The organism is Halococcus hamelinensis 100A6, from assembly GCF_000336675.1.
GTDB lineage: Archaea > Halobacteriota > Halobacteria > Halobacteriales > Halococcaceae > Halococcus > Halococcus hamelinensis.
In genome coordinates this window covers 47,987-62,335 of the sequence record NZ_AOMB01000043.1, presented here as the reverse complement: position 1 = coordinate 62,335, position 14,349 = coordinate 47,987, and the positions used below count along the sequence as shown (strand labels likewise).

The 14,349-nt window shown below is 66.5% G+C and carries 14 protein-coding genes; 5 read left to right on the top strand and 9 right to left on the bottom strand.

The annotated features are described in order from the left end of the window. Nucleotides 1–18: 18 nt before the first annotated feature. Together C447_RS16090 and C447_RS16085 are read left to right on the top strand one after the other, a co-directional pair. Nucleotides 19–915, top strand: a complete 897-nt coding sequence (locus C447_RS16090) for a glycosyltransferase family 2 protein (RefSeq protein WP_007695794.1) — start codon at nucleotides 19–21, stop codon at nucleotides 913–915. A gap of 59 nt (nucleotides 916–974) precedes the next feature. After that, nucleotides 975–1,466, top strand: a complete 492-nt coding sequence (locus C447_RS16085) for a cupin domain-containing protein (RefSeq protein WP_007695793.1) — start codon at nucleotides 975–977, stop codon at nucleotides 1,464–1,466. A 19-nt stretch (nucleotides 1,467–1,485) separates the two neighbouring features. Here C447_RS16085 and C447_RS16080 read toward each other — a convergent pair whose 3' ends face one another. Further along, nucleotides 1,486–2,415, bottom strand: a complete 930-nt coding sequence (locus C447_RS16080) for a glycosyltransferase family 2 protein (RefSeq protein ID WP_007695792.1) — start codon at nucleotides 2,413–2,415, stop codon at nucleotides 1,486–1,488. 131 nt (nucleotides 2,416–2,546) lie between these two features. Between C447_RS16080 and C447_RS16075 the strand changes: the two genes are divergently transcribed. Then, complete coding sequence (locus tag C447_RS16075; protein ID WP_029601941.1) at nucleotides 2,547–3,788, top strand: glycosyltransferase family 4 protein; 1,242 nt, start codon at nucleotides 2,547–2,549, stop codon at nucleotides 3,786–3,788. Nucleotides 3,789–3,799: 11 nt separating this feature from the next. Here C447_RS16075 and C447_RS16070 read toward each other — a convergent pair whose 3' ends face one another. The 5 genes from C447_RS16070 to C447_RS16050 form a co-directional block, all read right to left on the bottom strand. After that, nucleotides 3,800–4,972: an ABC transporter ATP-binding protein gene (locus C447_RS16070; RefSeq protein ID WP_007695790.1), complete on the bottom strand. Its 1,173-nt coding sequence runs from the start codon at nucleotides 4,970–4,972 to the stop codon at nucleotides 3,800–3,802. Nucleotides 4,973–5,048: 76 nt separating this feature from the next. After that, nucleotides 5,049–5,966 (bottom strand): carbohydrate ABC transporter permease, encoded by a 918-nt coding sequence (locus C447_RS16065; RefSeq protein ID WP_007695789.1) that lies wholly within the window; start codon nucleotides 5,964–5,966, stop codon nucleotides 5,049–5,051. 1 nt (nucleotide 5,967) lies between these two features. After that, on the bottom strand, nucleotides 5,968–6,942 hold the full coding sequence (locus C447_RS16060) for a carbohydrate ABC transporter permease (protein WP_007695788.1): 975 nt from the start codon (nucleotides 6,940–6,942) through the stop codon (nucleotides 5,968–5,970). A 47-nt stretch (nucleotides 6,943–6,989) separates the two neighbouring features. After that, nucleotides 6,990–8,291 carry an ABC transporter substrate-binding protein gene (locus tag C447_RS16055; protein WP_007695787.1) on the bottom strand — a complete coding sequence of 434 codons (1,302 nt, stop codon included), beginning with the start codon at nucleotides 8,289–8,291 and terminating at the stop codon, nucleotides 6,990–6,992. Between the two features lie 274 nt (nucleotides 8,292–8,565). Then, on the bottom strand, nucleotides 8,566–9,606 hold the full coding sequence (locus tag C447_RS16050) for a zinc-binding dehydrogenase (protein WP_007695786.1): 1,041 nt from the start codon (nucleotides 9,604–9,606) through the stop codon (nucleotides 8,566–8,568). A gap of 128 nt (nucleotides 9,607–9,734) precedes the next feature. Between C447_RS16050 and C447_RS18840 the strand changes: the two genes are divergently transcribed. Together C447_RS18840 and C447_RS16045 are read left to right on the top strand one after the other, a co-directional pair. Further along, on the top strand, nucleotides 9,735–9,860 hold the full coding sequence (locus C447_RS18840; RefSeq protein WP_272942165.1) for a hypothetical protein: 126 nt from the start codon (nucleotides 9,735–9,737) through the stop codon (nucleotides 9,858–9,860). Between the two features lie 43 nt (nucleotides 9,861–9,903). After that, a complete protein-coding gene (locus tag C447_RS16045) occupies nucleotides 9,904–10,899 on the top strand; it encodes a metallophosphoesterase family protein (protein ID WP_007695784.1) in 996 nt (331 codons plus the stop codon). Here C447_RS16045 and C447_RS16040 read toward each other — a convergent pair. The 3 genes from C447_RS16040 to C447_RS16030 all read right to left on the bottom strand — a co-directional run bounded on the left by C447_RS16040 (nucleotide 10,894) and on the right by C447_RS16030 (nucleotide 14,270). Beyond that, nucleotides 10,894–12,156 (bottom strand): MgtC/SapB family protein, encoded by a 1,263-nt coding sequence (locus C447_RS16040; RefSeq protein ID WP_007695782.1) that lies wholly within the window; start codon nucleotides 12,154–12,156, stop codon nucleotides 10,894–10,896. The genes C447_RS16045 and C447_RS16040 overlap by 6 nt on opposite strands. 81 nt (nucleotides 12,157–12,237) lie before the next feature. After that, entirely contained in the window at nucleotides 12,238–13,134 is an 897-nt protein-coding gene (locus C447_RS16035) for a DNA adenine methylase (RefSeq protein WP_007695780.1), read from the bottom strand. A 68-nt stretch (nucleotides 13,135–13,202) separates the two neighbouring features. After that, nucleotides 13,203–14,270 (bottom strand): enolase-like domain-containing protein, encoded by a 1,068-nt coding sequence (locus C447_RS16030; protein ID WP_007695778.1) that lies wholly within the window; start codon nucleotides 14,268–14,270, stop codon nucleotides 13,203–13,205. Nucleotides 14,271–14,349 lie beyond the last annotated feature (79 nt).

Genomic DNA, 14,349 nt, shown 5'->3' with positions numbered 1-14,349 from the left:
TCCTTCGCTCCTTCCGGTATGACCGCCGCGGACCGACTGGTTTCGGTCGTGATTCCCACCTACTTCCGGAACGACCGGCTCCCGGGAGCCATCGAGAGCGTCGCCGACCAGGACCACCCCACCGAGACCATCGTGGTCGACGACTCCGGCGAGGGCCACGCCGCCTCGGTCGCCGAGGCCCACGACGTGACCTACGTCGAACTCGAAACCAACCTCGGCTCGAACCCCGCCCGGAGCGTCGGCGCGGACCGCGCCTCGGGGACCTACGTCCAGTTCCTCGACGACGACGACCGGCTATTGCCGGGGAAACTCGCTCGCCAGGTCGCGCTCCTCGAACGGACGGGCGCGGGCGTGGCCTACTGCGGGATGACCTACGAGACGGGTACCACGATTCTCCCCGACCCCGCCGTGCGCGGCGACGTGCTCCACCGCGCGCTCGAATTCGACGTCTCGCCGTGTCTCACCACGACGATGCTCGTCTCCACGGAAGCGCTCGACGGCGTGCTCCCGTTCCCCGACCGACCGGGCGGCGACGACCTCGGGTTCATGATCGACCTCGCGCGCGAGTACGACTTCGAGTTCGTGGACGACTCGCTGGTGCGGCGAGGTGTCGTCGAGGGCTCCAGGGGGAAGTCCGACGGCCTCGTCCGGGGTCGAAAGGAGATCGTTCGAGAGTACGACGACCTCTACCGCGCCGCACCCCCCTCCGTCCGCGCGAACGCGCTCGCCAACACCTACCGACTGGAGGGGCGGATGGAGCTCCGCGAGACGGAGTGGTCGAAGGAGACGATCAAGGCGTTCGCGCTGGCGTGCTATCACGCGCCCTCGGTCCGGACCGCGGTTCCGCTGGGTGCCTCGCTGTTCGGCCGACCGGGGATGGACGCGATACAGCGGGTCTACTCGCTTATCGGATGAGATCTCGGGGCTATCGTGCCGCAACGAACCCTTTTACCCGTCCATCGAAAGCCCGGGTCATGGAGCAAACGTCGATCCGGAACGTCGAGTCCTCGCCCACCGAAACCGGTGTCGACCGGCGGCGGATCGGGAACGTACTCGGAACGACCGACGTCGCGATCAACCACTACGCTCTCGAACCCGGCGAGCGATTCGCCGAGTCGGTTCACGCCCACATGGACCAAGAGGAGGTCTTCGTGGTGCTCGACGGCACGGCGACGTTCGAGGTTCGGGGGTCCGGGGACGGAACGAGCCGAAAGACAACTGTGGGGACGGGCGAGGCGGTCCGGTTCGAACCCGGCGAGTTCCAGCGGGGTGAGAACGATTCGAGCGAACGAGTAAGGGCACTCGCGTTCGGTGCGCCACGCGGAACCGACGACGTTCGGATCGCGCGGATCCCCGGTGTGGGGGAGATAGCGTGTCCCGATTGTGGTCGTGGCGAGATGCGGATCCCGGATACGGGCACCGCTCTCGTCTGCCCCGACTGTGGCGGCGAACTCGTCGTGGAGTGATCGACGCTCTATACGCTGCTTACTCGTCCGCGGACGCCCGCCAGTTCATCGCGAAATCGCGTGCCTTCCGCGCGGTCCCGAGCGCGCGCTGGCCGAGGACCGCGAAGACGACGATGAAGGCGCTCTCGGCGGAGTACTCGTAGCCGAGCGCCCGGCGGGCGAACCCGATGGCGCGGCGGCGCTCGCCGCGCGAGAGCGCGACGCGGGCACGCGCCCGGCACTGTTTCTCGCGGAGCCGGCGCTCGACGTCGGGATACCGGGCGATCTCCTCGCGGTACTTCTCCCAGATCAGTCGGTTGACCTCGACGCCGTGGGTCGGCTGCTGGGAGATGTTGTCGGTGTGGAAGATCCGTTCGACGAGGCGTTCGTCGACGTACTCGAACTCGTACTCCCTCGCGAGTCGGATGCAGTGGTCCCAGTCCACCCCACGGGGGAAGTCGGGGTCGAATCCGCCGAGGTCGAAACACTCGGCGCGAAGCATGTGGCTCGAATGCGGGTGGAGGCCGAAGCGCGCGATCACGTCGGGGTAGATGTCCCCGCGGCGCTCGGGGTCGTAGACCTTGACCACGGAATCGCCCTGTCGGACCACACCGCCGGTGTAGACGACCCCACAGCGCTCGCTCGCGCGTTCGAATCGCGCCAGTTGCTTTTCGACCTTCGTCTCGTGCCAGCGGTCGTCGTCGTTGAGGACGCAGACGAACTCGCCGTCGGCGACCTCGGCGGCGCGGTTCATGCTCGCGGAGATCCCTCGGTTTTCCTCGTTGTGGCGGACGCGCACCCGGTCGTCGTCGGCGTAGGCCGCGAGCCGCTCTCTCGTCCCGTCGGTCGAGCCGTCGTCGACGACCACGACCTCGCAGTCCTCGTGGGTCTGAGCCAGTACCGTCTCGATCGCGCCGTCGAGGTAGCTCGCACGGTTGTACGTGGGGAGGATCGCGGAGACGAGCGTCATATCCGACCCACTCCATCGGCCCGGATAAGTGACGCCATGGGCGATGCGGATCACAAAACGCATGATGGGTGGTCGAGAACGCCCGCTGTGACGAGCCGACAACCCGCCCTGCCGCGACCATCGAGGTAGTCGTGCACATCTGTATGCTCCTCCCGGAACGGTTTCCGCCGGACATCCGCGTCGAGAAGGAAGCCGCCGCGCTGACCCGTGCCGGCCACTCGATCACCCTGCTGTGTCGTGGCGACGCGAGCCAGCCGACCTTCGACCGCGTCGACGGTATCGACGTCGAACGGCTCCCCGCGAACGGGATGTTCGACGGTATCTCGGGGTTGTTCGACGGCGTACGCTACGTCTCGACGCAGGTCCACCCGGCGTGGAAGCGGGCGGTGCTGACCCTCGACGCCGCCCGCCCGATCGACGCCATCCACGTCCACGACCTGCCGCTGGTTCGGACCGGCCTCGTCTGCGGCGAGCGCCTCGACGTCCCGGTGGTCGCGGACCTCCACGAGAACTACCCCGAGGCCGCCCGTCAGATCCAGCGGATGCGCGGCTGGCGCGAGATCGCCCGCGACCTCGAGGCACTGTTCCAGCGCGTGTTCCTCTCGCCGTGGCGGCTGAAACGCGCCGAGCGCCACGCCGTCGGGAACGCCGACCGGGTTCTCACCGTCTGTGAGGAGGCCCGTGCCCACTACCTCCGGGACTGCGGCGGGGACCCCGAACGGGTCGACGTGGTCTCGAACACCGTCGACCGCACCGCCTTCGACCCCGAGACCGCGACCGCACCGGACCTGCCGTTCGACCCGGACGAGTCGTTCGTGGTCTCCTACATCGGGAACTTCACCGAACACCGCGGGCTCGACAGCCTGATCGAGGGGTTCGCGCGGCTGGCCGAAACCACGCCCGAGGCCGAACTCCTGCTCGTGGGGACGGGCAACGCACGCTACGTCGCGCGGCTGAAATCGCTCGCCGCCTCGCTCGGCGTTCGCGACCGGGTTCGTTTCACCGGTTGGGTTCCGTTCGCCGACGTCCCGGGCTACGTCGCCGCGAGCGACGTCTGTGTCGTACCCCACGCCTCGACGCCACACACCGAGACCACGGTGCCCCACAAGCTCTTCCAGGCGATGGCGATGGGCGTCCCAGTACTCGTGAGCGACGTCGCGCCGCTCGCGCGGGTCGTCACCCGAACCGAGAGCGGACTGGTCGCCCCCGCCGGCGACGGCCCGGCGATGGGGGAGGCGCTGGCCGACCTCGCGGATGCCGACCTCGCGCGCGAACTCGGGGCGAACGGGCGGCGGGCCACCGAGCACGAGTACAACTGGGAGCGCGACGGCGCGCGCCTCCGGGCGGTCTACGACGACCTCCGGGAGATATAGGGTCGCGGTCGCTACACCTGGGGTTCGACGAGTTCGGCGTCGTCGAGGCTCCGATTCCGGAGCGCCCGCCCGGTCTCGGAATCGAAGAGGTGAACCGCTTCCTCGGGGATCCGCGCGATCGCGGGCTGGCCCGCCTCGACCTGGCGAAGTCCGCCGATGGTGGCCACGAAGGTCCGGGAATCATCGGTTTCGAGTTCGCCGCTATCGCTCTCGGTCCCCTCGAACGCGAGATAGATGTTGTTTCCGCTCCCGACGGGCTCGACCACGTCAACGACCGTTCGGAAGTCGTGGTCGTCCTCAGCCGTGTTCACGAGTTCGATGTCCTCGGGTCGGATCCCCAGCGTGACGTGAGTGGTATCGCCGAGGTTGCTCCGAACGTTCTCCGAGAGCGGGTACTCGAAGTGGTCGTGGACGAGCCGGTCGCCCTGGAGCTCGGTCTCGAAGAAGTTCATCGAGGGCTCGCCGATGAAGCTCGCCACGAACCGATTCGCGGGTTCGTGGTAGGCTTCGAGCGGGGTGGCGACCTGCTGGAGTTTCCCGCCGTTCAGGATCGCGATCCGGTCGCCCATCGTCATCGCCTCGGTCTGGTCGTGGGTGACGTACATCGTCGTGACCCCCAGGTCTTCCTGGATGCGCTGGAGCTCGGTCCGCATCTGTGAACGGAGCTTCGCGTCGAGGTTCGAGAGCGGTTCGTCCATCAAGAAGACCGACGGGTTCCGGACGATCGCCCGCCCGAGCGCGACGCGTTGCTGTTGCCCGCCCGAGAGCTCCCCGGGGGTCCGATCGAGGAGCTGTTCGATACCCATCATCTCGGCGGTGGACTCGACGTGGTCTCGGATCTCGTCGTCGGGCATCGTCGTGCTCTCTTCCAGTCCGAAGCTCATGTTCTGACGAACCGTCATGTGGGGGTAGAGCGCGTAGGACTGGAACACCATCGCGATGTCGCGGTCCGCCGGCTGACGGTCGTCGATGACCCGATCTTCGAGGCTGATGGTCCCGTCGGTGACGGTTTCGAGCCCCGCGACCATCCGGAGCGTCGTCGACTTTCCACATCCCGATGGGCCAACGAGTACGAGGAACTCGCCGTCCTCGATCGTAAGCGAGAGGTCGTCGACCGCGACGATCTCGTTGCCGTCGTCCTCGGTGAACGTTTTCGTTACGTCGTTTAGTTGCAGGTTTGCCATTTGTTGATCTCGTTCTCGTTGTTTCTTCGCTGTACGTTCCGTTCTCGTGGTCTCGGACTAATGATGGGCGATCCTCTCATCCACCGGTCTCCAGACCCTCGGCGAACTGTTCGGCGAACAGGACGTAGATGACGAGGGTCGGAAGCGCGGCGATGAAGGCCCCGGCCATCCGCATCCCGAAGTCGACGCCCGAAAGCGACGAACCCAGTCCGGACAGGATGAGCGTCACCGGCGCAGCGGGGCTGTCCGCGCTCCCCACGATGGTCAGCGTGAACAGGAACTCGTTCCAGATCTGGGTGAACTGATAGATGAAGACCACGCCGATCATGGGCGTCGACAGCGGGAGCACGATGCGGCGATAGATGCTGGTGACGCTCGCTCCATCTAGCTTCGCCGCTTCGATGAGGTCGCCCGGAAGGCTCAGGTAGTACCCCCGGAACAGCAGCGTACAGATCGGGATGCCGTACGCGGCGTCGGTGATGATGAGTTCGACGAGCTGGGCGTGTTCGGGTTGGACGAACGACAACACGTAGAGTGGCGAGAGCCACTCTTCGAGCGGCACCATCGACCAGAACCGCGAGAGCGGCACCAACACCGCCTGGTAGGGGATGAAGATCCCGATCAGGAACAGGACGAGAACGAAGATCTGTCCCCGCCAGTTGATGAGGGTGAGGCCGTAGGCCGCAGTGCTCCCGAAGAGGAGACAGAGCAGGGTCGCTGGGACCGTCAGCACCATACTATTGACGAGTCCCCGACCGAGCATGTCGAAGGCGTCCACCCACTTCTGGAACGTGAACGCCTCCCCGAGCGGCGGGAAGAACGGGAGCGTGTTCGTGACCCCCTGCGTCGTCTTGAACGCGGTCATCAGCCCCGTCTCAAGCGGCACGAGGAAGAACGCCACGAAGAACAGGATCAGGAGATAGAGGAGTGCTCGCGACAGGTCGAAGCCGGGAAGCCTGTCGAACAGCGTTCGGTCTGTCGTTCCACGACTCATCTCAGAGGCTCCCCCGCTGGTACTGGTAGTAGAGGTACGGACCGATGACGACGAGCGCCATCAACAGGAGCAACGTCGCGACGGCCGCCGCATAGGACCACTCCTGGAATTTGAACGCCTGGCGCACCATCAACGTCGCGAGGATGTCGGAGCCGTTCGGCGGTCGGTACGTCCCGAACATCGAGTAGAGGAACGTGAACGCCTTCAGCGCGAAGATCATCAACACGACGGCCGCGCTGACCGAGGCGGACTTCAGCTGCGGGATGATGACTCGCCAGTAGATCTTGACCGTGCTCGCGCCGTCGGTCGCCGCGGCCTCGAACTGGTCCTGCGGGATCGACTGGAGCCCCGAGAGATAGACGATCATGGTGTAGCCGCTGAACTGCCAGATCAGCGCGAAGATGACGGCACCGAGAACGAACCGGGGATCGCCGATGAACTGTATTCGTCCGATCCCGACCGCATCGAGGATGATGTTGATGACACCGCTGTTGTAGTTGTACATCCAGAGCCAGAACTGCGCCGTTACGACGAACGACAACGCCATCGGCAGGAGATAGATCGTCTGTATCTGCTCTTTGAACCGAATCTGGCGGTCGAGAACGATCGCGAGCGCCAACCCGAGCACGAGACAAACGGCGGTGAAGACGACGAGGAGAACGAACGTGTTTCGGGAGGCGGCGATGACGTCGGGGCTGCTGAGAGCCTGCACGTACATCTCGAAGTCGAGGTCCCCGTAGTCGGCGGAGCCGAACCCGGTGTAGTCGGTCAGCGAGACGAGGAGGTTCCAGCCGATACCGCCGTAGACGAAAAACCCCATGATGACGAACGGAACGAACCAGTAGGGCATCGAGCGAACGAAGTCGCTCTCCGAGATCGACCGCAGTCGCGAGACACGATTGGTTCGCACTCCGCCGTCGGTCCGTACGGCATCGTCGTCGTCCGAGCGAGAACCGCTCAGGCCCGGAATCCGCATCGTTAGCGGTCCCCACGTGTGGTGTTTTCACCAGCAGTCATGTGTCGTTACGACTGCCCCTGAACGGCTTGCATGAGTGCGTCAGCGGCGGCGTCGACCTGGTAGGGGCCCATGAAGTTGTTCCCGAACGCGGACTTCACGTTACCGAGCGTCTCCGGCGGCACCGCGAGGCCGTGTGCCAGCGTGCGCGGCATGTCCTGTGCGTCGACGAGGTCGTTGTACGTGATCTCGAGATACTCCCCGAGCTTGCTCCCGTCGACGTCCGTTCGGACCGGAACCGAGCCCTTCCGTTTGTTGTACTGGACCTGGGCCGGTTTCGAGCCGACGAACTTCTCCCAGGTCTTCGTCGCATCCGGCGAGGGGTTGTTCGAGGGCGCGATGAACGAATCGAGGTGGAAGACGTACATCTGCTCCGTTCCGGGGAACGCCTGCCATCCCCATGCGTCGTTGAAATCGAAGCCCTCCGCGGCCCGAAACATCCCCGCCACCCAGTTGCCGTTGTGCATGAACGCCGCCTCCCCGTTGATGAGCTTCTGGGCGGCCTCCGTGTAGCCGATGGTGGAGGCGTCCTGATTGATGTAGTTTTCGAGTATGGGCTTCGTGGCCTGCAGGCTCTGTTTGACCTTCGACCTGTCGCCGTTGCCCTGGGTGTACTTCGTGTACGCTTGTTTTCCGAACTCGGAGAGGAAGACCTCGACCCAGAACTGGATACCCAAGAACGGCGACTTCATGCCTTTCGAGAGTGGGACCTTGTCGGTGTTCTGTTGAACCTTCTTCAGTGCGCTGACGAAGCCATCCATGTCGCTTATCGAGGAGGGATCGACGTCGGCTTCCTCGACCACTTGGTTGTTGAAATAGAGGTTGTTGAGTCGATGGGAGCCGATGGGGACCGTGACGTACTTCCCGTTGAACTTCGAGGCCTCCGCCGCGGGGCCGACGATGGTGTCGGCGAGGTTGGCCTGGTTCCATACCGACCCGATATCCATCAGGACACCGTCGTACTGTACGAGGTTCGCTCCCGGCCAGCCCGCAAACGAACTCGGCGGGTCGCTGTTCGCGAGCCGCTGTGCCACGCGCGAGTTGAGGTTGACGTTCCCCCCACCACCGATGGCCCTGAAGTTCGCGGAGACCTGCGGGTGTTGGTTCTCGAACATCGTCGTGAGCTTGTCGACCGCGTCGGCCCCGTCGCCACCGGTCCACCCGTGAAGCACCTCCAGCGCCGCGCCCGACCCACCCCCGCCGCTCCCGCTACTGCCGTTCCCACTGCCGCCGCCGCTCCCGTTTCCGCCGCCGCTTCCGTTGCCGTTGTTTCCATCGCCCCCGCTCGTACAGCCGGCAAGCCCAGCCATTCCGATGGCGCTCGCCGCAGCTGCACGCCTCAGATACGTTCGCCGCGAATAGTCCGAATCTGTCATGATCCATCGGCTATTTGAAAGTCCGTGCTAAATGTCTTTCGTGATCATATTTCTAATCAAAGTATTAGTTCTAATATCAAACAGATCGAAGCCGGATTTTCCATCAAAATGAACGGCACCATAGAATCCAGAACCGTTCGCCCAGGATAATGTCGTACCGTTCTCGATGCCGCCCGCCTGTGCGCGTCGAACCGATACGAACAGTGTGCTATCGCTCGCTGTCGGGGACGACGACTACCTTGCCGAACCCCTCGCGCTCCTCGAGGAGTTCGTGGGCACGCGCGGCCTCGCTCATCGGGAGGGTCTCCCGGATCCGGGGTTCGAACGTCCCGTCCCAGACCAGCGAGAGCACGTCGTCGACCTCGCCCAGGGTGGCCATCGTCGAGCCCAGGATGTCGATCTGTTTCCAGAACACCCGGTTGATGTTGGTCTCGGCGATGGGGCCGGTGGTCGCCCCGCAGGTCACGAGCCGTCCGCCCTTCGCGAGACACTTCGTAGAGTCGTCCCAGGTCTCGGGGCCGACGTAATCGACCACCACGTCGACGCCGCGGCCCCCGGTCATCTCGCGCATCTCGCTCGCGAAGTCGTTCTCGGCGTAGTTGATGACGTGGTCGGCCCCGCACTCCTCGGCGTAGTCGAGCTTCTCGTCGGTGCTCGCGGTGGCGTAGACCTCCGCGCCCGCGTAGTCGGCGATCTGGACGGCGGCCTGGCCGACCCCGCCCGACGCCCCGAGCACGAGCACCGACTCGCCGGCCTCGATGTCGGCGCGGGTCATCAGCATTCGCCACGCGGTCTGGAAGACGAGCGGGGAGGCCGCGGCGGTCTCCCAGTCGACGTGGTCCGGTATCGGGACGAGGTTCGCGGCGGGGACGGCGGCGTACTCGGCGTGCACCCCGCGGACGTGCTCGCCGATGATGTGGTAGGACTCACACAGCGAGTGCTCGCCGTGGCGACAGAACTCGCACTCCCCACAGGAGACCCCCGCCGTCACTGCCACCCTATCGCCGGGGTCGACGCGACTGACGCTCTCCCCGACCTCCCGTACCACGCCGGCCGCGTCGCTTCCCGGGATGTGTGGCATCTCGAGGTCGACGCCCGGCAGCCCCCGGCGCGTGAAGACGTCGAGGTGGTTCAGCGCCCCCGCCTTCACCTCGATGACCGCTTCGTCGGGTTCGGGTTCGGGGTCCGGGAACTCGCCGTACTCGATGACGTCGCGGTCGCCGTGGTCCGTGAACTGGACTGCCTGCATGGCGCGCCGTTGGGTTCGACGTGGGGTAGTGGTTTCGGTAGCGTGTGCTACTGTGACATGGTGAGTGTACGGACGCCACAGCAAGGACGGTCGGGAGTCACGCTCTACGTGCGCACGAAGAACTCACCATGAGATCCTGCCCGATCTGCAAGACGAGCGAGAACGTCCAGCTGAGTTGGATGACGGGCTACCAGCGCCGCTGTGGGGAGTGTGGCGTGTTGTTCAACGATGACGGCGTCGGTGCGACGCTGTGAGCCACACAGCCACGTCCAAACGTCACGACCGCTCACGCACCCGATGAACGACGCAGTACGTGGCGAGGGGTTGGTGCTCGCCCGGTTCGCCCGCCCGGCCGGCCGGTCGACCACGTTCGCCGTCGTCGCCGACCCGCACGTCACCCCCGAGGCCGAGGGGACCTGGAAGGTCTTCCACCGGACCGAGGCCCGCCTTCGGGGCGCGGTCGCGAGCGCCAACCGACTCGGCGTCGACGCCGTCGTCTCGACCGGCGACCTCACGAGGGACGGCGCGCCCGCGGAGTTCGACCGGGTGGACTCGATCCTCGGCGACCTCGACGCCCCGCTCGTCGCGGTTCCGGGCAACCACGACGTCCCGAAGGCGATGGACGACCACGAGACGCCGTCGGTCGAACGGTTCGCGAAGCGGTACGGGGTGGGCACGCTACCGTACGTCATCGGCGTCGGCGGGGTCGATCTCGTTGGGATCGACACGGCCTCCGACGGGTCGCTGTTCGAGAGCCACGAGGGGGCGGTCTCGGCGGACCAGCTGGCGTGGCTCGACTCGGTGCTCGACGGGTGCGAGACGCCGGTCGTGGTCTGTCATCACCCCGTAGGGCGGGTGGCCGAACGCGTCGACGCGCTCGAACCCAGTCCACACTACCGGCTCCGAAACGCCGACGCGCTCGTGGACCTCCTGGCCGGCCACGGCGTCGGTCTCGTGCTCTCGGGACACGTCCACTGGCCGGCAGTCGACCGGGTGGGAGGGGTTCGCCAGGTCATCGCGCCGGCGGCGTGTTCGTTCCCGCCCGCCGCGCTGCTCGTCCACGTCGAACCCCGCGGGACGACGGTCTCGCTGTTGCCGCTCGCCGGCCGACGGGGGCTCGAAGAGGCCTACCGCCACGTCGGCGGCCAGGGTCGTGGGGCGGCGTTCGTCGCCGCCACGGAGGACGGCTACTTCCGAGGGTTCCCGCAGGTCGACGAGTCCGACGACGGCACAGCGCTCCGTCCCCGGGATCCCCCGGGCGCGCCGGCCCGCTCCCCGTCGAACGGGTTATAACGTCACGAGGACCGCCGCGACGAGTGCGGCCGCGAGCAACACACCGCTCCAGACCGCGACCCGGGTGGCGAACTGTCGGTTCGGGCTGGCGATCGTGAGAGCGACCTTGACGAGCACGCTCGACGCCGTCGCGAGCAGGACGGCGACCACCGCGGTCTCGTAGCCGAGGCTGCCGGTGCGATAGAGCGACACGGTCGAAGCGGTCGCGCCGGCGCTCGAAACCACACCCGAGAGGACCGCGGTCACGTAGAAACCGATCCGGCCGAACTCGGCCTGGGCGACCCCGCCCGCGACCACCACCACCGCGAACATCACGCCGAAGGCGAGCGCGTTCCGGAGGGAGAACGGGCTGTCGAGGTCCATCTCGACGGCTTCGTTCCAGTCGGCGGTGAGCGCGGCGACCACGATGCTCCCGATCACGATGACGACCAGGGGGATCAACGCGCCGACGAGGACCGTCGGAAAGGTGAACGCGAGCACGATGGCGAGGTTTCGGAGCGCCATCGCGGCGTCGGCCAGCAACACGGCGGCGACGGCGTAGGAGGCCGCCGAGGGGCGCTGGCGGACCGCGTCGAGCATCGATCCCACGACGGCTGTCGAGGAGGCGAGACCACCAAAGAAACCCGTGACGGCGATGCCCCGTCCCCCGTAATTCTTCACGATGGCGTAGTTCACGATGCCGATGGCGGCGACCGCGACCACCATCAGCCAGACCACCCGGGGTTCGATCTCGACCGCGAGGCGGCCCGAGCCGAGGGTGACGTCGCCACCGGGGAGCAGCGGATAGACCACGAACGCGAGGACCGCGAACTCGGTGGTCGAGCGGAGCTCCGCCCGCGAGAGCCCGCCGGCGAAGCTGTGGAGTTCGCGTTTGAGCACGAGCAGGAGCGAGGAGACCACCGCGACCGTCACGCCCTCGATGACGTAGCCCGCGGCGACCAGCGCGCCGACGCCGTAGGCCACCAGCATCGAGACCGAGGTGGTGAGCGAGAGCCCGAAATCCACGTCGCGGAGGCCTCTGATGGCGAGTACGGTCCCCAAAACGACGACGAGCAGGCCGCCGACCGCGAGGAGTTCGGGGTAATCGAGGATGGTGAAGACCGCCCCGAGGAGGCTGATCAGCGAGAATGTCCGGATGCCGGCGGGTTTGTCCGACCACTCGCGTTCGAGCCCGAGGAAGAGCCCGAGCGCGCCCGCGAGCACGATGTGCGCGACGGGGTTCGAGAGCGGGACCGCGAACTGCGCGACGGGGGTCACTGTTGGTGTGATCGAACCTCGGTGGGATATAAACCTCCGTCGACGCTGTGTCGTCCTCTCCCGCCAAGTCCCCGTCCGCCGTCACCGCTCGGTTCGCTTCTCGGAGGGCACGTTCGTCGCGACCAGCTCGTCGACTTCGTCTCGATTGTCGGCGTCGCTGTTGATCGCCCGCGCCGCACCCACGAGCGCCACGTCGAACCCCCGTCGTTCGTACCGCTCGGCCAGCACGCCGCTGTTGCTCAGGATGACGTCCACCCCCGCGTCGTCGAGCGCCGCCGCGGCGTCGAGGAGCCGGTCCTGGTCGTCCCGTCCGAACCCGCTCGCGCTGTACTCGGTGAACGACGCGGTCGGGCTCATCGGTTCGTACGGCGGGTCGAAGTAGACCAGATCGCCCGGTTCGGCCGCGTCGAGCACGTACTCGAAGTCCTCGTTTCGAACCTCGACGTCGGCGAGCACACGGCTCGCCGCCCGGATCGCGTCGTCTCGCACCCAGTCGGGGTCGGCGTACCGGCCGATGGGGACGTTGAATCTCCCGCTACGGTTCTCCCGATAGAGCCCGTTGTAGCCGGTCCGGTTGAGATAACACAGCAGGGCGGCCTCCTCGACCGGGTCGAACGCCTCGCCGGCCGGCCGGCGGTTGAACTGCGCGCGTTTCTGGTAGTAGTAGTTCTCGATCGGCTTTCCCTTGCGGTCGACGTCGGCGAACGGTTCGTCCGAGGTGGGGTCGGCCTCCGGGTCCGCGAACGATTCGAGGTGTGCGACGAGCCTGTTCGGACTATCCCGGACCTGCCGATAGAAGTTGACGAGGCGGGGGTTGGTGTCGTTGACCGTCCCGTCCTCGGGCGCGAGGTCGAAAAAGAGCGCGCCGCCGCCGAGGAACGGCTCGTGGTAGCGGTCGTAGCTCCGCGGGAACCGGTCGTAGATCGCATCGAGGATCTGGCGCTTCCCGCCGGCCCACTTCAGGATCGGTGTCGCCATTCGATGTCGGATCTGTCTCGCTCCACTCCATAAGCACCCGGTTCGAATCCTCGAACCGGAACCCGCCCTCAGGGTTCGCCTTCGTCGACGAACCCGAGCCCTGCGGGTGCGGCGGGCGCGACGAGCGGGCTCTCGGGCAGTCCTGCCTGTGGTTCCGGCGCGTTGTAGCCGCTGGGCGCGACGTCGTTCGGGCCGTCGGGATAGAACAGCGACGCCATCGTCTGGATGTGCTCGCGCCCCACGTCGAGTTCGAACTGGCCGCCACCGTAGCACTGGATGTCGCGTTCGAGCGCGTACTCGATGCTGTCGAGCAGCGACTCGACGGTGCCGAACCGCGAGGGTTTGACGTTGAGCCACTGCGGTTCGAACGGCAGCGATTCGATGGACTCCACGCTCGTGATGGGATGGTCCCAGCTCACCCTGCCCTCCTCGCCGTCGAAGAGTTCGCGGGTCTCCTCGGTGAGTCTGGGGTCCTCGATCACGCCCTCGGGGAAACCATCGAGCACGCGCCGGTAGTTCTCGCGGTCGACCGGGTTGTCGACCGCCGTTCCCTCGTAGTCACCCTTCAGGTCGAGGATGCGGACCGCGCCGGTGGCCGCGAGGGTCTCGACCAGGTCGTCGGTCCAGTCCGGTGTCGGGTCGAGTTTGAACTCCGCGTCGGGCTGGATCTCGAGCCACCGCTCGACGCGGTCGGCGGTCGGCGGCTCGCCGAGGCGGGTGCTGACGACGAACCGAACGGGGTTATACCGCCGGTCGAGCGCGCTGCCGAGGTCCGTTTCGGCCTGGCGGAGCGCCAGGTCGAGCGCGGCGCTTTCGAGCCCCCACCGGCGGTAGTACTGGAAGTCCACCCGGTCGGGCTCGCGACCGACGAACAGGTCGCGGTCGTCGAGCGCGTCCGAGAACGAATCCAGTGTGTACTCGCCGGCGAGGTTCCAGTTGGGGTTGGCCTCCTCGAGCGCGTCGTGTTCGTCGGTCTCGTAGGTCACGTCCTCGCCGCGACCCACGTGACCGTCGCCGGCGAGCGAGAACACCGTCGTCGCGCGGGCGAACCCGCTCGACGTCTCGCGCTCGCGGCGCTCGAACGAACAGCCCTCGACCGACAGCGGGAGGTCGGCGACCCGGTCGTAGAACGACATGGGTGGGATTCGGGGTACCGAAGCATGACGGTTCCGGCGGCTTCAGGACCTCGACACAACCGTCGTTCTCCGGGGTGCG